The organism is Mycobacterium sp. 1245852.3 (genome assembly GCF_001669335.1).
GTDB classification, from domain to species: domain Bacteria; phylum Actinomycetota; class Actinomycetes; order Mycobacteriales; family Mycobacteriaceae; genus Mycobacterium; species Mycobacterium europaeum_A.
Genome location: NZ_LZLL01000112.1, coordinates 1 through 20,240, shown reverse-complemented (window position 1 = coordinate 20,240; position 20,240 = coordinate 1). Strand labels below are relative to the sequence as shown.

The window sequence follows — 20,240 nt, the reverse complement described above, 5'->3', positions numbered from 1 at the left end:
CCTAACGGAATCGAACCGTTGACCTTTTCCTTACCATGGAAACGCTCTACCGACTGAGCTAAGGGGGCCGTGCACCCGAAGCGATCTCCTCCGCGCGGGCCTAAAAGAGGGTACAGCCTGGCTTGCAGCGGAACCAAACCACGCGAAGCCCGGTCGAGGGCGGGTCGTGGGCAACCGCGGCTCACCCGGCGATCGGCGTAGCCGCGGCAAACGTCAGCTGCCGCCGGACCGGTGCCCGGGCCGCCAAGCGCCCAGGTCGCTGAACTCGTCGTACTCGTCGTCCTGTTCGACGGAATCGCTCTCGTTGAGCAGGGTCCGCAACGCGAGATTGACGGCCTCGCGCGCGTCGAGGAGATGAAACCGGCGGATCGCCTCATCGACCAGATCGACGTCCAGCTCGATTTCAACCTTCTTCTTCATGCGCCAACAATACCCAGCGGACACCGGCCCAACGGGCCGCAACCGGCCGTGTGAGCCGAGGCCCTAGTCTGGTCACGTGCCAGAGGACCGGCTGTACTTTCGTCAACTGCTCTCCGGTCGCGACTTCGCCGCCGGCGACATGATGGCGACGCAGATGCGCAACTTCGCCTACCTGATCGGCGACCGGCAAACCGGCGACTGCGTCGTCGTCGACCCGGCGTACGCCGCAGGCGACCTGCTCGACGCGCTCGAGGCCGACGGCATGCACCTGTCGGGGGTGCTGGTGACCCATCACCACCCCGACCACGTGGGCGGGTCCATGATGGGCTTCGCGCTGGCGGGCCTGGCCGAACTACTGGAGCGGGCACCCGTGCCGGTGCACGTCAATACCCATGAGGCACTGTGGGTTTCGCGTGTCACCGGGATAAGCCGCAGCGACCTGACCTCCCACGAGAACCATGACAAGGTCAGCATCGGCGACATCGAGATCGAGTTGCTGCACACCCCCGGCCACACGCCGGGCAGCCAGTGCTTCCTGCTCGACGGCCGCCTGGTCGCCGGTGACACGTTGTTCTTGGAGGGCTGCGGGCGCACCGACTTCCCCGGCGGCGACTCCGACGAGATGTACCGCAGCCTGCAGCGGCTCGCGACCCTGCCCGGTGACCCGACCGTGTTTCCCGGCCATTGGTATTCGGCGGAGCCCAGCGCCTCGCTCTCGGAGGTCAAGCGTTCCAACTACGTGTATCGGGCCGCGGACCTCGACCAATGGCGAATGCTGATGGGCGGCTGAGCGGCCCGGGGATCGCTCGGTGATGGCCATCCGGCGGCCGCCTTCTGTGATATAAGCGGAGGGTGGATTCCATGGGTTGGATCCAGGACAGCTGGCATGAAGTCACGCACGTCGGGTCCGGCACCTGGATTGCGTGGGCAGCGTGGGCGGCGATCGTCCTGGCAGTGGTCACGCTGGTCTTCACCAACAGCCAGATCAACCGCAATCGCCGCGCGGCGGCCGAGCAGACCCGCCCCCACGTCGCGATGTTCATGGAGCCGCATTCGGCCGACTGGCACGTGATCGAGCTGGTGGTCCGCAATTTCGGCCGGACCGCGGCCTACGACATCAGCTTTTCCTTCGACAATCCCCCCACGGTGGCCGAGTACGAAAACGCCACCGACGGCTACGCCGACGTCGTCGAATTGCGGCTCCCCCGCGAGCTGCCGATGCTGGCCCCGGGCCAGGAATGGCGCATGGTGTGGGATTCCGCGCTCGACCGCGCCGAGATCGGCAGCGGCATCGAATCCCGCTTCACCGGCACCGTGACCTATCACGACCGGCCGGATCGGCCGCACGCCCGGCGGTTCTGGCAGCGCGAGCGTTCGCCGCTGCAGACCGACGTGGTGCTGGATTGGGACGCTCTGCCGCCCGTGCAGCGCATCGAGTTGATGACCACCCATGACCTGGCGAAGCGGGAGAAGGAGAAGCTGGAGCTGCTGCGCGGCCTGCTGACCTACTTCCACTACGCCAGCAAGGAAACCCGTCCCGAGGTGTTCCGCAGCGAGATCGAGCGGATCAACGCCGCGGTCCGGGAAACCCAGGACCGATGGCGCACCCGCCAACTCGACGAACCCACCGATGTCAGCCTGCGCTGGAGTAACGCCGAAGACGACCTGGGCAAACACCACAGCCAGCCCGCCTGACGGCAAGGAGCAACCGATGACCGCCCCGGTTCACTACAGCACCAAAGACTCCATCGCCGTCATCAAGATGGACGACGGCAAGGTCAACGCGCTGGGCCCGACCATGCAGCAGGCGCTCAACGACGCGATCGACCGGGCCGAGGCGGACAACGCCGGGGCGCTGGTGATCACCGGGAACGAGCGGGTGTTCAGCGGGGGCTTCGACCTGAAGATCCTCACCTCCGGCGAGGTGCAGCCCGCGATCGACATGCTGCGCGGCGGATTCGAGCTGGCGCATCGCCTGCTGTCCCATCCGAAGCCGGTGGTGATGGCCTGCACCGGCCACGCCATCGCGATGGGGGCGTTTTTGCTGTCGGCGGGTGATCACCGAATTGCCGCGCACGCGTACAACATCCAGGCCAACGAGGTCGCGATCGGCATGGTCATCCCCTATGCCGCCCTGGAAATCATGAAGCTGCGGTTGACGCCGTCGGCCTACCAGCAAGCCAGCGGGCTGGCCAAGACCTTCTTCGGTGAAACCGCCCTCGCCGCAGGCTTTATCGACGAGATCGTGTTTCCCGAGGTAGTGGTCGACCGCGCCGAGGAGGCCGCGCGGGAGTTCGCCGGGCTGCATCAGCGCGCGCACGCCGCCACCAAGCTGCGCGCCCGCGCCGACGCCCTGGCGGCCATCCGCGCCGGCATCGACGGGATCGAAGCCGAATTCGGCGTGTGATCTGCTAAGGGCGTCCGCCCGCCTCGGTTCGCGTGCCGCTGCCGGGGAAGTCACCGGAATGGCCATAGATCGCATCGCGGACCCGTGGGGAACACGGACCCCGCAGGTCTTGATGAGCTGAAACGGCGAACGCGGTGGCCGCCAATGGCCGCCACCGCGTTCAGCTCGCCTCCTCGACGCCAGTCTGGCACGTGCGCGGCGTGCCGTCACTTCACTCGGCAACCCCGTGTCAGTCGTCGGCCGCAACCCATTGATAGGGAAGGAATTTCCCGTCGAACGTCACCACGACACGGTCGCCGGACGGGTGCGGCTTCTTCTGCACGTCGAGGCTGAAGTTGATCGCGCTCATGATGCCGTCGCCGAACTGCTCGGCGATCACCTCCTTGAGGGCGCCGCCATAAACCTGCAGGGCCTCGTAGAAGCGGTAGATGGTGGGGTCGGTGGGGACCGCGGTGGGCAGCCCGCCGCGCATGGGCGGCGCCCCCAGCACGGCTACCGCGGACTCGTCGAGCTTGAGTTTTTCGGCCAGAACCTTGGCCTGCTCCACCGGAATCGGATGCTGGCCGAGCAGCGCGGCGGTGGTCCACAGCAGCGGCCGGTCGATCGCGTCGGCCAGTTCCTGCCACGTCAGCCCCTGACGGAGCCGGGCTAAAACGACCTGTTCGGTGATTTCGGTTCTGTTCATAGCGCTCAAGCATGCCCTGCGGTCCGGTCCGGCGCAGTCGCACGCTTCGGCATACTCAAACGTTATGGCTGAAGTGGTCGATCCCCTGCTGCTGGGCCAGCGCGTGGTGGCAAGGGAAGGGTAGTTGCGCCGAGCCGTGTCCGGACCACTGATGCTTCGCCGTTTCAGCTAGCGCGTGCGCTAGCTGAAACGGTGGCGATATCTACCCACCCCCTGCCGGCTACAGCTCCCTACCCGCCCGGGCTCATTCCGGCTTGGTGGCGGTGACCAAGCGGGTGGAGAACCAGGGGCCGCCGTACCACATGCGCCAGCCGAGATTGCGCCGCCGCACGTTGCGCCAGCCGAGTTCGCGCAGCCGGGCGGCGTGTTGGCGCGTCTCCCACAGGTCGGCGATGGCGAGCCGCCCGCCCGGCCGCAGCACGCGCGCGGCTTCCTCGAGCGCCCGGCGCCGGCCGGCGTGGCCGGGGATGTTGTGGATAGCCAGGTTGCTGACGATCACGTCGACGCTTGCGTCGGCGAAGGGCAGCGCGGTCATGTCCGCGGTGTGCAATTCGATCCGATCGGCGACGCCTTCGGCCACCGCGTTGGCCAGCGTGGCCCGCTCGGAGTTGTCGGTCTGGTCGGCCTGCCACAGGTCGACGCCAATCGCGCGGCCCCGGGGCAACCGCTTGGCCGTCGCCAGCAACACCGCGCCCCGGCCGCAGCCGAGGTCGAGCACGGTTTCGTCGCCCGCCAGGCGCAGGTCGCTGAGAACCCGGTCCCAGACCACGAATTTTCCGGCCCGGGTGGCGTACATGTACAGGGCGACGGCGCCCGCGACGCCGGCGGACGACACCGCGGCCAAGGCCGCCCGCAGCCGCTTGCCGCGCGCCCAGCTGATTCCGGCGAACGCGGCCAGGCCGGCAGCCTGAGCGGCGATGCCTACTGCCTGCGCGCGCGGCGACACGGTGTGAAAGGAACCGTCTATTCCGTAATCGCCGCGATGGTCGTGCACGCCGATCATCTTAGGACCAAGGCGCCGAAGGTTTTTCACCGAACGCTCTACCAACGGCCGTGGTGTACCACCTCGGCGAACGGCCGCCGGTTCGGCTTGCGGATCGGCGCGAGCGGGCGATCGGCGGGGTAGCCCAGCCCGAGCAGGAAAGCCACCAGGTACTCGTCGGGCACGCCCAAAATGGCGCGCGCCTTGTCCTGCTCGCCCACCGACGAATGACCGGTCCCGATCCCCAGGTCGGTGGCGGCGATCATCATCGCCATGGTGGCCTGGCCGACGTCGTAGTTGTCGGTCACCACTCGGCGCTCGTCGGGCGGCACCGGGACCACGATGGCGATCGCGGCCGCCGCCCCGGCGATGTGACCGGCGCCCCGCCAGACCGTGGACAGCTCGGCCAGCTGGTCGCCGTCGGTGACGATGACGAAGTCCCACGGCTGGCGGTTCTTCGCCGAGGGCGCGCGCCAGCCCGCTTCGGCGATGCGGTCCAGGTCCTCGGCCGGTATCGGCTTGCGCTGGTACTCCCGGACGTTGCGACGTGCACGAATCGCGTCCCAAGCTTCCATCTGGTTGCCTCCAGTAACTGTTTTCCCGCGTCAACCGGCGTAGGATCTGGTGAATTCCCAGGTGGCGATTGCGCGTTCGCCCGCAGTCTAGCCCCGACACATGTGAGTGCACGGGCGCCAACGCAGCCAAACACCTTGGGCCACAGCTCAACACGTTCTGCGCGAGACGGCCGCGGTTGCCGGCCGGTTGGGTTTGACTATCGCGTTTCCGGGAAGCCGGGGTGAACCAAATGAGCGGCCCGCTCGTCAACAACCGAATGGCCCCAAGTCAGAAAGGCGGGTACCCGCCGTGGCAGAGCACCTGACGCCGCACTTCGAAGAGGTACAGGCCCATTACGACCTGTCCGACGACTTCTTCCGGTTGTTCCTCGACCCCACCATGACGTATAGCTGCGCGTACTGGGATCGCAACCGGGACATATCGCTGGAAGAGGCGCAACTGCGCAAGATGGACCTCTCGCTGGGCAAGCTGGGCCTGCGACCGGGCATGACGTTGCTGGACATCGGGTGCGGCTGGGGCGGCACGATGCGCCGCGCGCTGGAGAACTACGACGTCAACGTCATCGGTCTGACGCTGTCCGAGCACCAGGCCGCGCACGTGCAGAAGCTCTTCGACTCGTTGGACACCGAACGCAGCAAGCAGGTGCTGCTGCACGGCTGGGAAGAGTTCGACGGGTACGCGGACCGGATCGTCTCCATCGGCGCGTTCGAGCACTTCGGCTACGACCGCTACGACGACTTCTTCGCGATGGCCCACCGCACCATGCCCGACGACGGGGTGATGCTGTTGCACACCATCACCATGCTGACCCCGCAGCAGATCGTCGAGCGTGAGCTGCCAATGACCGAGGAGCAGACGAGCTTCAACGAGTTCATCGCCACCGAGATCTTCCCGGGCGGCCAGCTGCCGGCGATCGAGATCGTGGAGTTCCACGCCTCGAAGATGGGCTTCAACCTGAAACGCAGGCAGTCGCTGCGGTTGCACTACGCCCGCACCCTCGACCACTGGGCCGAGGCCTTGCAGGCGCACCACCGCGAGGCCGTCGAGATCCAGTCCGAAGAGGTCTACCAGCGCTACATGCGGTACCTGACGGGCTGCGCCGACGCATTCCGGGCCGGATACATCGACGTCAACCAGTTCACGCTGGCGAAGTAGGCCACCGCGTCGGTGTCGGGGTTTATCGTGACACCGCAATGCCGCTTCATCTGCACCGTGCCGAGCGCACCGATCTCCTGGCCGACGGCCTCGGCGCCCTGCTGGCCAACCCGTTGCCCGACCCGTTCGCCACCGAACTGGTCGTGGTGCCCGCGCGCGGCGTGGAACGTTGGCTCAGCCAGCGGCTGTCCCATGTCCTGGGAGCGCGCGGCGGCGACGGGGTGTGCGCGGGGGTGGCGTTTCGCAGCCCGGGCTCGTTGATCGCCGAGATCACCGGCACCGCCGACGACGATCCGTGGTCACCGGACGCGATGGTGTGGCCCCTGCTGGAGGCCATCGACTGCTCGCTGGACGAACCGTGGTGCCGCACGCTGGCATCGCATGTCGGTCATTTCCACACCGGCGCGGAGGCCGAGCTGCGCCAGGGCAGGCGATACGAGGTCGCGCGCCGGCTGGCCGGGCTGTTCGACTCCTACGCCCGGCAGCGCCCGCAGCTGCTCGTCGACTGGGGCAACGGGGACATCGGCGATCTCGACGAGGACCTGCGCTGGCAGCCGCAGCTGTGGCGGGCGCTGGTCACGCGGGTCGCCGCCGACCCGCCGCACGTCCGTCACGGGAAGACCATCGCGCGGCTGAAGGCGGCGCCCAGCGCGCTGCCGCCGCGGCTGTCGCTGTTCGGGCATACCCGATTGACCCGCACCGACGTCGAGCTGTTGGAGGCGGTGGCCGCCCACCACGAGCTGCATCTGTGGCTACCGCACCCCAGCGACGAGCTGTGGCGCGCGCTGGCCGGCGCGCATGGCGCGATTCCCCGGCGCGACGACGTCAGCCATCGCGCGGTGTCCCATCCGCTGCTCGCGACGCTGGGACGCGACCTGCGTGAACTGCAACGCAGCCTGCCGGCGGACGCGCGGACGGACGACTACCTACCCGGCGACGTCCGCCCGAACACGCTGCTCGGCTGGCTGCAGTCCGACATCGCCGCCAATGCCGTTCGCCCACTTGGGCGCACGCTGGCCGCCGACGACCGATCGGTGCAGATCCACAACTGCCACGGTCCGGCCCGCCAGGTCGACGTGCTGCGCGAGGTGCTGCTCGGCCTGTTGCAGGACGACCCGACGCTCGAGCCGCGCGACATCCTGGTGATGTGCCCGGACATCGAGACCTACGCGCCGCTGATCGTGGCCGACTTCGGCCTGGGCGACGTGGTGCACGGCGCGCATCCGGCCCACCAGCTGCGCGTGCGGCTGGCGGACCGCTCGCCGATCCAGACCAATCCGCTGCTGGGGGTGGCCGCGCAGCTGCTGGCGCTGGCGGCCGGCCGGGTGACGGCCAGCGAGGTGCTCAACCTGGCGCAGGCCCCGCCCGTGCGTGCGCAATTCGGGTTCACGGACGACGATCTGGAGGCCATCACCCGCTGGGTCCGGCAGGCCAACATCCGGTGGGGATTGGATCAGCAGCATCGCCGGCCCTATCACGTCGACTTCGTACACAACACATGGCGTTTCGGCATCGACCGGATCCTGGCCGGCGTCGCGATGTCGGACGATTCGAACGCGTGGATCGACGCGACGCTGCCACTTGACGACGTCAGCAGCAATCGCGTCCAATTGGCCGGCCAGTTCGCCGAATTCGTCGCGCGGCTCCAGCATGTCCTGGACTCGCTCACCGGCGCCCGGCCGCTGACCGAATGGCTGGCCACCCTGACCGACGGCGTCACGATGTTGACCCGGGTCAGCGATGCGGACGCCTGGCAGACCGGTCAGATGCAACGCGAGTTCGCCCAGACCGCCGCGCACGCCGGATCCCGCGGCGACACCCCGCTGCGCCTGGCCGACGTTCGCGCGCTGCTGACCCGGCGCCTCTCCGGTCGGCCGACCCGGGCCAACTTCCGCACCGGCACCCTCACGGTGTGCACCATGGTGCCGATGCGCTCGGTGCCACACCGGGTGGTGTGCCTGGTGGGCCTCGACGACGGGCTGTTCCCACGGCTCGGCATCGGCGACGGTGACGACGCGCTGGCCCGCTGCCCGGTGACCGGCGAACGCGACATCCGTTCCGAGGACCGGCAACTGCTGCTCGACGCGATCGGCGCGGCCACCGAGAAATTGGTCATCACCTACACCGGCGCCAATGAGTACTCGGGGCAGCCGCGTCCCCCGGCGGTGCCGCTGGCCGAACTGCTCGACACCCTCGACGTGACCACGCCGGTCAAGGTGCGCGACCGCATCGTCGTCCAACATCCGTTGCAGCCCTTCGACATTCGCAATGTGATCCCTGGCCGGCTGGTGCCGGAGGTGCCGTTCAGTTTCGACCCCACGGTGTTGCGCGCGGCACGCGCCACCGCCGGCGACCACAGCGCACGACCGAAATTCATCTCGGCGCCGCTGCCCCCACCGCCGGCGGACGACGTCATCCTCGCCGACCTCGTCGGCTTCTTCAAGGATCCGGTCAAGGGCTTCTTCCGCGCGCTGGAATTCACGCTGCCCTACGACGTCGACGGCGTGCAGGACGCGATACCGGTTGACATCGACGGCCTCGAGGAGTGGACGGTCGGCGACCGGATGCTGGGCGACATCCTGCGCGGCATGACACCCGACGATGCGCGGCAAGCCGAGTGGCGCCGCGGCACGCTGCCCCCGGGCCAGCTGGGCTGGCGCAAGGTCACCGAGATCCGGGACCAGGCGGCACTGTTGGCGCGCGAGGCGATGCGTCACATGGAGAGTCAGCGCCCGGCGGCCGCCTATGACGTCGACGTCGACCTCGGCGGCGGGCGACGCCTCACCGGCACGGTGTCACCGGTGTACGGCGACCGGTTGGTGTCGGTGACGTATTCCCGGCTGGACGGCAAGCATCTGCTCGAATCGTGGATCCCATTGCTGGCGTTGGTCGCTCATGACCCCGGCCGGGATTGGTCGGCGGTGTGCATCGGCCGCATGCGCCGGGGGACCACCACCCGGGTGGAGGGCCTGGGGCGGCCGCGCGAGGGTGAGGACGCCACCGAGATACTGCGCGAGCTGGTGGCGGTCTACGACGCCGGGCGGCGTGAGCCGATTCCCTTGCCCATCAAGACGTCCTACGCCTGGGCGGCCGCCCGGCACGGCGGCGAGGACCCGGTGACCGAGGCCCGTTACCGGTGGAGATCCAGTGACCGCTTCCCGGGCGAGGACCAGGCCCCGGCGCACGTGCGGGCGTGGGGAAAGGGAGCCCCGCTCGACGAGCTGATGCAACCCGTGCGGCCGGGCGAGGAGTGCGACGGCGAAGACAACCGGCTCGGCGCCTACGCCGCCCGGGTCTGGCTGCCGATGCTGCGCGCCGAGCGGGAGCCGGTGTAGATGGAACGCTTTGACCTGTTGGGTCCGCTGCCGGCCGAGCGGTCCACCACGGTGCTGGAGGCCAGCGCGGGAACCGGCAAGACTTTCGCGCTGGCTTCGCTGGTGACCCGATATGTCGCCGAGGGCGTGGCGGCGCTGGACCAGATGCTGCTCATCACCTTCGGCCGGGCCGCCAGCCAGGAGCTGCGCGAACGCGTCCGCTGTCAAATGGTCGACGCGGTACGCGCTTTCGCCGATCCGTCGACCGTCGGCGACAACCAGGTGGTGGCGCACCTGCTCGAGGGCACCGACGAGCAGCGCGCGGCGCGCCGGCAGCGTCTCCGCGACGCGCTGGCCGGTTTCGACGCGGCGACGATCGCCACTACCCACCAGTTCTGCCAGCTGGTGTTGCGCTCGCTCGGCGTGGCCGGCGACACCGCCGCGAGCGTGACGTTGCTCGACAGCCTCGATGACCTGGTGACCGAGATCGTCGACGATCTGTACCTGGCCCACTTCGGCCAGGAACGCGACGATCCGGTGCTGCACTACCGCGAGGCGCTGCGGCTGGCCCGCGAGGTGGTGAAGAACCCGTCGACCCAGCTGCGGCCGCGCGACCCGGATCCGGACTCGCGGGCCGCCGTCAGCCTCAGGTTCGCCAATGATGTTCTGGCCGAACTGGAGACACGTAAGCGGCGGCTGGGCGTGCTCGGCTATGACGACCTGCTGATCCGGCTGGCGGAGGCGCTGGCCACCGAGGGCTCCCCCGCCCGGCTGCGCATGCATCAACGCTGGCCGATCGTCATGGTCGACGAGTTCCAGGACACCGACCCGGTGCAGTGGCAGGTGATCGACCGGGCGTTCAGCGGGCGCTCCACCGTGATTCTCATCGGCGACCCGAAGCAGGCGATCTATGCGTTTCGCGGCGGTGACATCGTCACGTATCTGCGGGCGGCCCAGACGGCGGGCCAGCGCAAGACGCTGGACACCAACTGGCGCAGCGACTCCGCGCTGCTGCAACGGTTGCAGGTGGTGCTGCGCGGCGCGCAGCTCGGTGACCCCGCGATCGTCGTGAACGACGTCGACGCGCATCACCGCGGCCACCGGCTCGCCGGTGCGCCGCACAACGAGCCGTTCCGGCTGCGCGTGGTGGCGCGGAAGACCTTGGGCCGCCGCGGTATTGCGAACCTTCCGATCGACCAGGTGCGCAAGCACATCGGGGCGGACCTCGCGTCCGACATCCGCGCGCTGCTGGCCAGCGGTGCCACCTTCGGCGGCAGACCGCTGCAGGCCCGCGACATCGCGGTGATCGTGGAGAAGCACCGAGACGCGCACGCCTGCTTCACCGCGCTCTGCGATGCGGGCGTTCCCGCGGTCTACACCGGCAACTCCGACGTGTTCACCTCCGAGGCGGCCGAGGACTGGCTGTGCCTGCTGGAAGCCTTCGACCAACCGCACCGGCCCGGCATGGTGCGCGCGGCCGCGGCGACGATGTTCTTCGGCGAGACGGCCGAGTCGCTGGTGGCCGGCGGCGACGCGCTCACGGATCGGATCGCGAAAACCTTGCGGGAGTGGGCCGGTCACGCCCGCGAACGCGGCGTCGCGGCCATCTTCGAGGCCGCTCAATTGCTGGGCATGGGCAACCGCGTGCTCGCCTGGCAGGGCGGCGAGCGGCACATGACCGACCTGGCCCATGTCACCCAGCTGCTGCAGGATGTCGCGCACCGCGAGCACTACAGCCTGCCCGCGCTGCGCGATTGGCTGCGCCGGCAGCGTGACGAGCGCAGCGGCGCACCGGAACGCAATCGCCGGCTCGACAGCGACGCCGCCGCCGTCCAGATCATGACCGTCTTCGTCAGCAAGGGCCTGCAGTACCCGATCGTGTACCTGCCGTTCGCGTTCAATCGCAACACCCAGGACAGCGACGTGGTGCTGTTCCACGATGAGGACGGCACGCGTTGCCTGCACGTCGGGGGCAAGGACAGCCCCGACTTCAAAACCGTTGAGCGACTGGGCCGCAAAGAGGACGCCAGCGACGACAGCCGCCTGACCTACGTCGCGCTCACCAGGGCGCAGTCCCAGGTGGTGGCGTGGTGGTCGCCGGCGTACTACGAGCCCAACGGCGGCCTGTCGCGGCTGCTGCGCGGCCGCCGGCCCGGCGAGCCGGTGGTGCCGGACCGGTGCGAACCCGCGAAGGTCTCCGACGACGACGCCCTGGCCCGGCTGCGCGAGTGGGAGGCGGCCGGCGGCCCGGTCATCGAGGAGTCGCTGGTGGCGGCGGCCCCGACGCTGCCCGCCGGGCCGGTGCCCGCGCGCCTGGAGAATCGCCACTTCCACCGCGGCATCGACACCGGCTGGCGGCGCACCTCGTATTCCGGTCTGATCCGGGCGGCGCAAACCAGCGGGGTGAGCAGCGAACCCGAAATCGACGAGCTTGACGACGAAGCCGGCGACATCCCGTTGGTGTCCGCGGTGTCCGGGCCGGACGTGCCCTCGCCGATGGCCGACCTTCCCGCGGGCGCCACGTTCGGCACGCTGGTGCACGCCGTGCTGGAGACGGCCGACCCCTTCGCCGCGGACCTGGCCGCCGAGCTGGAGGCGCAGATCCGGACGCACTCAACGTGGTGGCCGGTTGCCGTTGCCCCCGAGGAGCTGGCCGCGGCGATGGTGCCGATGCACGACACGCCGCTGGGTGCGTTGACGGGCGGGATCACGCTGCGCCAGATCGGATTGTCAGACCGCCTGCGCGAGCTGGACTTTGAGCTGCCGCTGGCCGGCGGCGACCGTCGGTCGACGGCTACCCCGGTCCGGCTGGCGGATCTGGCGCCGCTGTTGCGCGAGCACCTGCCGCACGACGACGTGCTGGCATCGTATGCCGACCGGCTGGCCGAACCGGGCCTGGGCGATCAGTCGCTGCGCGGATACCTCACCGGTTCCGTCGACGCCGTGCTCCGCGTTCCGGACGGCACCGGGCACCGGTTCGTGGTGGTGGATTACAAGACGAACCGGCTCGGGGAACCGGAGCGACCGCTGACCGCCGCCGACTACGACCGGCCACGGATGGCCGAGGCGATGTTGCATTCGGACTATCCGCTGCAGGCGCTACTGTATTGCGCTGTGCTGCACCGGTTTTTGCGGTGGCGGTTGGCAGATTACGACCCGAGCCGGCATCTCGGCGGCGTCCTGTATCTGTTCCTGCGAGGCATGTGTGGTGCCGACACGCCGGTGCTCGACGGCCACCCGGCGGGGGTCTTCGATTGGCAGCCGCCCTGGCCGTTGGTTGCGGCGCTGTCGGACCTGCTCGACGCGCGGGGGGTGGCCGCATGACGGTCGAAGCCATGTTCGCGACCGGGCTGCTGCGCACGTTCGCCGATGCCGGCGTTTTCGAGCCCGCCGATATCCATGTTGCGCAACGGCTTACCGCACTCACCGACGAGCCCGACGAGCGGGTGGCGCTCGCGGTCGCCCTGGTGGTGCGCGCGCTGCGGGGCGGGTCGGTGTGCGTCGATCTGCGCGCGGTGCCCGCGCAGGTGAGTGCGCCCGACCTGCCCTGGCCGGAGGCCGACGACTGGATGGCGGCGGTGCGGGCCAGCGCAATGCTGCAGACGCCGCCAGTGCTGAGGCTGCTCGGGGATCTGCTGTACTTCGACAGGTACTGGCTCGAGGAAGAGCAAGTGTGCACCGACCTGCTGGCGCTTTCGGTGACGCCCGCCAGCGTCGAATCAGCCACCTACGACCGGCTTTTCCCGTCCGGGTACAACGAGCAGCGGGCCGCCGCCGAGATCGCGGTGTCGCAGGCGCTGACCGTGTTGACCGGCGGGCCCGGGACCGGCAAGACCACCACGATCGCCCGCCTGCTCGCCCTGCTGGTCGAACAGGCCGAGCGTGCCGGCCGGCCCCGCCCCCGGATCGCGCTGGCCGCACCGACCGGCAAGGCGGCGGCCCGGCTGGCCGAAGCGGTGGCCGCGGGAATCCAGGAGCTGCCCGCGGCGGACAGGGCGCGGCTGACGGGTCTTCCGGGAACCACGCTGCATCGGCTGCTGGGGCCCCGGCCGGATACGTCGGTGCGGTTCAAGCACAATCGCGGCAATCGGCTGCCACACGACGTCATCGTGGTGGACGAAACGTCGATGGTGTCGTTGACCATGATGGCCCGGCTGGTCGAAGCCGTCCGGCCGGACACCCGGCTGATCCTGGTCGGCGACCCCGACCAGTTGGCCTCGGTGGAAGCGGGCGCGGTGCTGGCCGACCTGGTGGACGGGTTGGCCGGTCGCGACGATGTCCGGGTGGCCGCCCTGCGCACCCCGCACCGATACGGCACGTCGATCGGCGCCCTGGCCGAGGCGATCCGGGTCGGTGACGCGGACCGTGTCCTGGAGTTGTTGACGGCAGGCGGTGAACACGTCGAGTGGGTGGACTCCGAGCGCCCGGCCGACCGGTTGCGTGAGGTGCTGGTTGCGCACGCGTTGCGGCTGCGCTCGGCCGCGCTGCTGGGCGCGGTGCCACAGGCCTTGGCCACCTTGGACGAACATCGCTTGCTGTGTGCGCACCGCGAGGGGCCCTACGGCGCGACGCACTGGAATAGCCAGGTGCAGAAGTGGATTGGCGAGGCGACCGGACAGCCGGCCTGGTTCCAGTGGTATGCCGGGCGTCCCCTGCTGGTGACGGCGAACGACTACGGCCTACGCCTCTACAACGGCGACACGGGCGTGACGGTGGCCGGCGCGGACGGGCTGCGGGCCGTCATCGCCGGCGCAACCGGCCCGCTGGAATTCGCGACCAGCCGCCTCGGCGAGGTGGAGACCATGCACGCCATGACCATCCACAAGAGCCAGGGCAGCCAGGCCGACGAGGTGACGGTGCTGATACCGCCGGAGGATTCGCGACTGCTGACGCGTGAACTGTTCTACACCGCGGTGACACGCGCGAAGACCAAGGTGCGGGTGGTGGGCCCCGAGGCGTCGGTCCGCGCGGCGATCGAACGCCGGGCGCTGCGGGCCACCGGGTTGCGGCAGCGGCTGCGGTCGGTCAGGTAAGTGCGGGGCCGGCCTGGCCAGCGCTTTGGGAGCGTGCCCGCCAGCGCGCCCGCCGTGTGTGCGCCGCGGCTGAAACCGAATATGTACACCGCGTCGCCGGGCGGCCAGTGCTCCATTACGTACCAGTATGCTTGTGCCACATTGTCTTTCAGGCCCGACCCGAACGCCTTCTCGGTCAGCAGTGCGAACCAGCGGCGTTCCCGGGGGCCCCGCACCGCGCCGTGTTGGAAATGGCCGGATGGGGTGGGCGGGCAGCGATGCGGAAGAATCGCGGTCGACATGGACGACGACGACGCTCCCGCACCGGCACCGCCGCCCGGCTCGCGGCGTGCCCACATCGCGCGGCTCGCCGTGTTCGCCGCGTTTCTGGCCGTGGTCTTCTATCTGGTGGCCGTGGCGCGGGTGATCAACATCGACGAGATCCGGGGCGTGGTGTCGGCCACCGGGCCGGCGGCGCCGCTGACCTACGTGGCGGTCTCGGCGGTGGTCGGCGCGTTGTTCGTTCCCGGCTCGATACTGGCCGCGGGCAGTGGGTTGCTGTTCGGTCCGCTGCTGGGTGTCTTCGTGACGCTGGGCGCGACGGTGGGCACCGCGATCGTCGCCAGTTTCGTCGGTCGTCGCGCCGGCCGCGACAGCGCGCGCGCACTGCTGGGCAGCGCCCGGGCCGATCGCATGGACGCCCTGATCGGGCGCGGCGGGTTGTGGGCGGTCGTCGGCCAGCGCTTCGTCCCCGGCATCTCCGATGCGCTGGCCTCCTATGCGTTCGGGGCTTTCGGAGTTCCGGTGTGGCAGATGGGTGTTGGGGCCTTCATCGGTTCGGCGCCACGGGCATTCGCCTACACCGCGCTGGGCGCGTCGATCGGGAATCGGTCGTCGCCGCTGGCCTACGCAGCGATTGCGGTGTGGTGCGTGAGCGCGATCGTCGGCGCGTTCGCCGCGCATCGCGGCTACCGCAAATGGCGTGGGCACGCGGGCGACGACGGAGAGCGAAACCCGGCGTCCGAATCCTAGGGCCGCTGGCGAACGTCGGTCGCGGGCGGCCCGGATTTGTCGGTGGTGGCTGTGATGATGGCGTCATGTCCCCGACCGCGACTGCAGCCGGCGTCGAAGCGTCCCCGAAGGAACGTCTCGGGGAGCTCTTCGACGAACTGGCGGAGTTGACCGGTCAGCGTAATGCGATTGATGGGCGCGTCGTGGAGATCGTGGCCGAGATCGATCGCGACGAGTTGTGCGGGATGACCGGGGCGCGGTCGGTGCCGGCGTTGGTGGCCTGGAAGATGGGGTGTTCGTCGGGGAATGCGCGCACGATCGCCACCGTCGCGAGCCGGCTGGAGGAGTTTCCGCGCTGCGCGGCGGGCATGCGGGAGGGTCGGCTGTCGCTGGACCAGGTTGGGGTGATCGCGGCGCGGGCTGGCGAGGGTTCTGATGAGCATTACGCCGAGCTTGCCGCGGTGGCCACGGTGAACCAGTTGCGTACCGCGGTCAAGCTGGAACCGCGGCCCGACCCCGAGCCCCGGCCGGAGTGGCGGGGGCCGTTGGCCTCGATCACTAAGACCTCCGACGAGCAGGGCAGCTGCTACCGGATCACCCTTCCGCACCCCGATGCGGCGAAGTTCGACGCGGCGTTGGCGTCGCATCGTGAGGCGCTGATCGCCGAGTGGAAACACGATCAGGCCATCGGCGCGGGTGATCAGCGGCCCCCGATGCCGGGCACGGTCGAGGCGTTCATGCGCCTGGTGCAGACCGGCTGGGATGTCGAGGCGGCGCGGCGCCCGCACGGGCAGCACACCACCGTGGTGGTGCACCTCGACGTGGAAAAACCCACCGCGGCGCTGCATCTGGGTCCGCTGCTCTCCGATGCCGACCGCCGCTACCTGACCTGTAATGCCACTGCCGAAGTCTGGTTCGAACGCCGCGGCGAGGTCATCGGTGCCGGAAGGGCGACGCGGGTGATCAACCGGCGGCTGCGCCGCGCGCTGGAATATCGCGACCGCACCTGTGTGGTGCCGGGTTGTGGTGCCACCCGCGGTCTGCACGCCCACCACCTGCGGCACTGGGAAGACGGCGGCCCCACCGAACTAGCCAACCTGGTGCTGCTCTGTCCCTACCATCACCGGTCACACCATCGGGGTGTCATCACCCTCAGCGGACCCGCACACGCACTCGTGGTCCGCGACGACGAAGGCCGAGTACTGAGCCCGGGATCGCTGGCGCGCCCACCCACGGGGCCCCCGCCCACCGTGGCGCCGTGTCCGGGACCGATCGGCGAACGCGCCGACTGGTGGTGGTACACACCCTTCCAACCCCACCCACCACCGACAAACAACTAGGGACGACGGGCCACTACCGGCAACGCATCGGTGCTCTAAAACGTTGGGGCGCAGAGGTATTCGTTCGCGCCTGGACCGCCTACCCCGCCGTGGACATCGGCGCTAGCTCGCCGCGCGCTGCGCCGCGACGAACAGATTGCCGGGCACATAGTCGCGAACCTCCTCGGGCGCCGCACGCCCATAGCCGGCCATCAATTCGTCGGCCGGGGTGACCGTCACCTCCCAGCCGTGGCGGCCGAACCATTCACCGACGTCCTCGCGCTCCTCGAAATACCAGAGTTCGTCGGTGCGGGGTATCTCACGATCCGGATCCACGCCGGCCATCAGCCCGCGGATCCGATCCATCCGCTCGCGGCGCTTGGCGCGGGCCTGCGGGTCGAGGAACTTCGGACCCAGGGCCTCCACGGCCACCCGGCTGCCCGGCGCGGTCAGCCCCTGGATGCGTTCGAACAGCAGCTCTTGGGCGGCCGCCGGCAGATAGGGCATCAATCCCTCGGCCGACCAGACGCTGGGCGCGTCGGCGTCAAAACCCGCCTGCCGCAACGCGGTCGGCCAATCCTGGCGCAGGTCCACCGGCACCGCGACGCGATTACAGGCGGGCTGCGCCCCATGTTCGGCCAACGTGGCCGCCTTGAAGTCCAGCACCTTGGTCTGGTCGAGCTCGTAGACCGTCGTGCCCGCAGGCCACGCCAACCGCCAGGACCGCGCGTCCAGGCCGGCCGCCAGGATCACCGCCTGGCGAATGCCTGCGCCGGTCGCTTCGCGGAAGAAACTGTCGAAAAACGCTGTGCGCGAGGCCATATAACCGACCATCGACTGCATCTGCAGCGGCAACGTCGGCTCGGCCTCGATGATCTCGGCCGGCAACTGCGCCGCGGAATGCCAGTTCCACACGCCGTCCCCGGCGGCGTCAAGGAAAACCTGCGCGAATGGGTCCGTGATCAAGGGGTTTTCGTTACGGGTCTCCGCCGCGCGGGCCGAGGCCACCCCCAGCGCGGTCGCCCCCACGCTTTCGGTGATCTCCCAGCTGTCGTTGTCGGTCCTGGGCACAGTCAGTTTCCTCTCGTCCGATGCGCAGACACGAACAGCGTCTGTGGTGTGGCGTCGTCGATGTCTTGTGGTGGCCTGCGGTCGTACCCGGCCATCAGCTCGGGGGCCGGGGTGACCGTCACGTCCCAGCCGTGCCGACCTAACCAGTCGGCCACGTCTTCGCGTTCCTCGAAGTACCACAGGTCTTGCACGTCGGGAATGTCGCGGTCGGGCTCCAGTTCGGCCATCAGGTCGCGCACCCGCTGCATGGTCTGGCGCTGCCTGTCGCGGGCGCCCTCGTCGAGGAAGTCGGGGCCTGGCGCCTCCACGGCGATCCGGCTGCCTTGCGTGCCGAGCGCCTGTACCCGCTCGAACAACAACTCCTGGGCGGTCGCCGGCAGAAACGGCAACAGCCCCTCGGCCGACCACACGCTGGGCGCGTGCGCGTCAAATCCCGCGCCCTGCAAGGCGGACGGCCAGTCGTGGCGCAGGTCGACGGGAACGCTGACCAGCTCGCAGGTCGGCTCGGCGCCCTTGTCGCGCAGCGTCGCGGACTTGAACTCCAGCACCCGCGGCTGGTCCAACTCGTACACCGTGGTGCCGTCCGGCCAGGGCAACCGCCACGCCCGCGAGTCCAGCCCGGCCGCCAGGATCACCACCTGCCGCACGCCCGCGCCGGTCGCGTCGAGGAAGAACTTGTCGAAGAACGCCGTCCGCGCGGCCATGTAGTCGACCATCCCCTGCATACGCGGCTTGAGGTCCGGATCGATCTCGGCGACCTGGGCGGGCAGGTTGGGGGCCGCGAACCAGTCCCACACGCCCGCTCCCGCGGCCTGCAGGAACACCCGCGCGAACGGATCGCTGATCAGCGGGTTCTCGCTCTCGGTCTCCGCGGCCCGGGCCGCCGCCACGCCCAGCGCCGTGGCGCCCACGCTCTCGGTGATCTCCCAGCTGTCGTCGTCCGTCCTGGCCACGCCGCCACCCGCCCCCAATTCGCTAGCACGCCTACCTATCCGACCCTACGCGCGCCGGATGAGTGGAAGCTGTCAACCAACCGGGTATTGCGTTAACTTGTCGGCGGGCCACTGCGCGGGCCGAAAGCAAGGCTCAGCGGTGCCGAGCGAAGCCGAAGGATCCTTCATACATGCGAGTTGACGGGCGCGACATCATCGTTTCCGGCAACCTGCTGCAGCCGTTGACCCGGCGGACCAACGACATCCTGCGGCTGATCCTGGCGTTGTTCTTCCTGGCACTGGTGATCACGGGCTCGGTGATCACCCGCCCGCAGTGGATCGCGCTGGAGAGATCCGTGTCGCAGATCGTCGGCGTCTTGTCGCCGACCCAATCCGACGTGGCGTACCTGATCTACGGCCTTGCGATCGTGGCGTTGCCGTTCATGATCCTCATCGGCCTGATCGTCGCCGGGCAGTGGAAACTGCTGGGCGCCTACGCCACCGCGGGGCTGAGCGCGATCGTGTTGTTGTCGATCAGCGGCACCGGCCTCGCCGCGCCGCGGTGGCACTTCGACGCCCTCGACCGGCTGACCACGCTGCCGGCGCAGTTCCTCGACGACCCGCGGTGGATCGGGATGCTGGCGGCGGTGCTGACGGTGTCGGGGCCCTGGCTGCCGGCGCGCTGGCGGCACTGGTGGTGGGCCCTGCTGCTGGCCTTCGTTCCGATCCATCTGGTGGTCAGCGCCATCGTCCCGGCGCGCTCGTTGGTGGGCGATCTGGCGGTCGTTGAGGACTTTCAGCGATTCCCACAGCCGGGCAACGGGAGTCGTCGTCGCGCATTCGTCGATGGGGGTGCCGAGCGGGCGCCGGTGCGAGTACAGCATCCAGCCGCGGTCCAGCGGCGCGACCGCGACCGTCGCCGTGTTGGCCAGACCCGTGTTGCCGATGGCGATCGCCATCAGCGCGCGGTGTTCGACGGCGCGGCGCATGGAGGTCACCAGGGGCGCGGTTTCGGCGTCGCGCAGCTTCAGCTTTCCCCAGAGCTGGCGCAGCGCTCCGCCGCTGCGTTGATGCGGGCCGTACAACTCGATCAGCGCCGTGTCACCGAGATATTCGCCCTCCGCCGAAAGGATCAGCGGGCCACGGCCGGCCGGCCGGACCACGGTGAGCCGCGTGACGGTGAAGCCCGCCTTGGCCAGGGCGCGCACCGCCGCGTCCAACGGCACCTCGAGCGCGGGCGTGCCGACGACGAGCACCACCAGCGCGCCCACCACCCACCCGACCGCCAGATCGCCCACGGTGACCTGCGCAGCCACCACATCACCGTGGAGGACGACACCGTGATGTTCGGTGGGT

General features: G+C 69.4%; 14 protein-coding genes and 3 pseudogenes. 10 read left to right on the top strand and 7 right to left on the bottom strand.

Annotated features, from left to right (window positions below):
• Positions 1–213 precede the first annotated feature (213 nt).
• The gene (locus tag A9W96_RS04995) at positions 214–420 is read right to left on the bottom strand and encodes a type II toxin-antitoxin system VapB family antitoxin (RefSeq protein WP_066869202.1); all 207 of its coding nucleotides are present in this window, start codon (positions 418–420) and stop codon (positions 214–216) included.
• A 76-nt stretch (positions 421–496) separates the two neighbouring features.
• On the opposite strand from A9W96_RS04995, the gene A9W96_RS04990 reads away from it, so the two are divergent.
• The 3 genes and pseudogenes from A9W96_RS04990 to A9W96_RS04980 all read left to right on the top strand — a co-directional run bounded on the left by A9W96_RS04990 (position 497) and on the right by A9W96_RS04980 (position 2,827).
• On the top strand, positions 497–1,210 hold the full coding sequence (locus A9W96_RS04990) for an MBL fold metallo-hydrolase (RefSeq protein ID WP_066869198.1): 714 nt from the start codon (positions 497–499) through the stop codon (positions 1,208–1,210).
• Between the two features lie 71 nt (positions 1,211–1,281).
• A pseudogene (locus A9W96_RS04985) lies at positions 1,282–2,135 on the top strand (hypothetical protein).
• Positions 2,132–2,827 carry a crotonase/enoyl-CoA hydratase family protein gene (locus A9W96_RS04980; RefSeq protein WP_067138225.1) on the top strand — a complete coding sequence of 232 codons (696 nt, stop codon included), beginning with the start codon at positions 2,132–2,134 and terminating at the stop codon, positions 2,825–2,827. Before A9W96_RS04985 ends, A9W96_RS04980 begins: the two are co-directional and overlap by 4 nt.
• 229 nt (positions 2,828–3,056) lie before the next feature.
• On the opposite strand, the gene cynS is transcribed toward A9W96_RS04980, so the two are convergent.
• The 3 genes from cynS to A9W96_RS04965 all read right to left on the bottom strand — a co-directional run bounded on the left by cynS (position 3,057) and on the right by A9W96_RS04965 (position 5,069).
• The gene (gene cynS / locus A9W96_RS04975) at positions 3,057–3,512 is read right to left on the bottom strand and encodes a cyanase (RefSeq protein WP_067138224.1); all 456 of its coding nucleotides are present in this window, start codon (positions 3,510–3,512) and stop codon (positions 3,057–3,059) included.
• A gap of 244 nt (positions 3,513–3,756) precedes the next feature.
• On the bottom strand, positions 3,757–4,506 hold the full coding sequence (locus A9W96_RS04970) for a class I SAM-dependent methyltransferase (RefSeq protein WP_066869482.1): 750 nt from the start codon (positions 4,504–4,506) through the stop codon (positions 3,757–3,759).
• Positions 4,507–4,553: 47 nt separating this feature from the next.
• Positions 4,554–5,069, bottom strand: coding sequence for a nitroreductase family protein (locus A9W96_RS04965; RefSeq protein WP_066869187.1), 516 nt, complete (start codon positions 5,067–5,069; stop codon positions 4,554–4,556).
• Between the two features lie 289 nt (positions 5,070–5,358).
• On the opposite strand from A9W96_RS04965, the gene A9W96_RS04960 reads away from it, so the two are divergent.
• From A9W96_RS04960 to recD, 4 genes are read left to right on the top strand one after another with little or no spacing between them, the layout of a single operon-like run.
• Entirely contained in the window at positions 5,359–6,225 is an 867-nt protein-coding gene (locus A9W96_RS04960) for a cyclopropane mycolic acid synthase family methyltransferase (protein ID WP_067138222.1), read from the top strand.
• 38 nt (positions 6,226–6,263) lie between these two features.
• Positions 6,264–9,560, top strand: coding sequence for an exodeoxyribonuclease V subunit gamma (gene recC, locus A9W96_RS04955; RefSeq protein WP_067138221.1), 3,297 nt, complete (start codon positions 6,264–6,266; stop codon positions 9,558–9,560).
• Entirely contained in the window at positions 9,561–12,863 is a 3,303-nt protein-coding gene (gene recB, locus A9W96_RS04950) for an exodeoxyribonuclease V subunit beta (protein ID WP_067138219.1), read from the top strand.
• Positions 12,860–14,572: an exodeoxyribonuclease V subunit alpha gene (gene recD / locus A9W96_RS04945; protein WP_067138217.1), complete on the top strand. Its 1,713-nt coding sequence runs from the start codon at positions 12,860–12,862 to the stop codon at positions 14,570–14,572. Before recB ends, recD begins: the two co-directional genes overlap by 4 nt.
• 41 nt (positions 14,573–14,613) lie before the next feature.
• Here recD and A9W96_RS32490 read toward each other — a convergent pair.
• Positions 14,614–14,853 (bottom strand): annotated as a pseudogene (locus tag A9W96_RS32490) (DUF2235 domain-containing protein); the annotation flags it as partial.
• Between A9W96_RS32490 and A9W96_RS04940 the strand changes: the two are divergent.
• Positions 14,852–15,583 carry a TVP38/TMEM64 family protein gene (locus A9W96_RS04940; protein WP_067138215.1) on the top strand — a complete coding sequence of 244 codons (732 nt, stop codon included), beginning with the start codon at positions 14,852–14,854 and terminating at the stop codon, positions 15,581–15,583. The pseudogene A9W96_RS32490 and the gene A9W96_RS04940 overlap by 2 nt on opposite strands.
• A gap of 65 nt (positions 15,584–15,648) precedes the next feature.
• A complete protein-coding gene (locus tag A9W96_RS04935; RefSeq protein ID WP_067138213.1) occupies positions 15,649–16,902 on the top strand; it encodes an HNH endonuclease signature motif containing protein in 1,254 nt (417 codons plus the stop codon).
• Between the two features lie 102 nt (positions 16,903–17,004).
• On the opposite strand, the gene A9W96_RS04930 is transcribed toward A9W96_RS04935, so the two are convergent.
• Together A9W96_RS04930 and A9W96_RS04925 are read right to left on the bottom strand one after the other, a co-directional pair.
• Complete coding sequence (locus A9W96_RS04930) at positions 17,005–17,952, bottom strand: class I SAM-dependent methyltransferase (protein ID WP_066864545.1); 948 nt, start codon at positions 17,950–17,952, stop codon at positions 17,005–17,007.
• Between the two features lie 2 nt (positions 17,953–17,954).
• Entirely contained in the window at positions 17,955–18,905 is a 951-nt protein-coding gene (locus A9W96_RS04925; RefSeq protein WP_066877625.1) for a class I SAM-dependent methyltransferase, read from the bottom strand.
• A gap of 170 nt (positions 18,906–19,075) precedes the next feature.
• Here A9W96_RS04925 and A9W96_RS32485 point away from each other — a divergent pair.
• Positions 19,076–20,240: pseudogene (locus A9W96_RS32485) on the top strand (TIGR00374 family protein); the annotation flags it as partial.

Coding starts and splice junctions, on each gene's coding strand:
- A9W96_RS04995 (WP_066869202.1), bottom strand. CDS start 420: ATGAAGAAGAAGGTTGAAATCGAGCTGGACGTCGATCTGGTCGATGAG.
- A9W96_RS04980 (WP_067138225.1), top strand. CDS start 2,132: ATGACCGCCCCGGTTCACTACAGCACCAAAGACTCCATCGCCGTCATC.
- cynS (WP_067138224.1), bottom strand. CDS start 3,512: ATGAACAGAACCGAAATCACCGAACAGGTCGTTTTAGCCCGGCTCCGT.
- A9W96_RS04965 (WP_066869187.1), bottom strand. CDS start 5,069: ATGGAAGCTTGGGACGCGATTCGTGCACGTCGCAACGTCCGGGAGTAC.
- recC (WP_067138221.1), top strand. CDS start 6,264: ATGCCGCTTCATCTGCACCGTGCCGAGCGCACCGATCTCCTGGCCGAC.
- recB (WP_067138219.1), top strand. CDS start 9,561: ATGGAACGCTTTGACCTGTTGGGTCCGCTGCCGGCCGAGCGGTCCACC.
- recD (WP_067138217.1), top strand. CDS start 12,860: ATGACGGTCGAAGCCATGTTCGCGACCGGGCTGCTGCGCACGTTCGCC.
- A9W96_RS04940 (WP_067138215.1), top strand. CDS start 14,852: ATGGACGACGACGACGCTCCCGCACCGGCACCGCCGCCCGGCTCGCGG.
- A9W96_RS04935 (WP_067138213.1), top strand. CDS start 15,649: ATGTCCCCGACCGCGACTGCAGCCGGCGTCGAAGCGTCCCCGAAGGAA.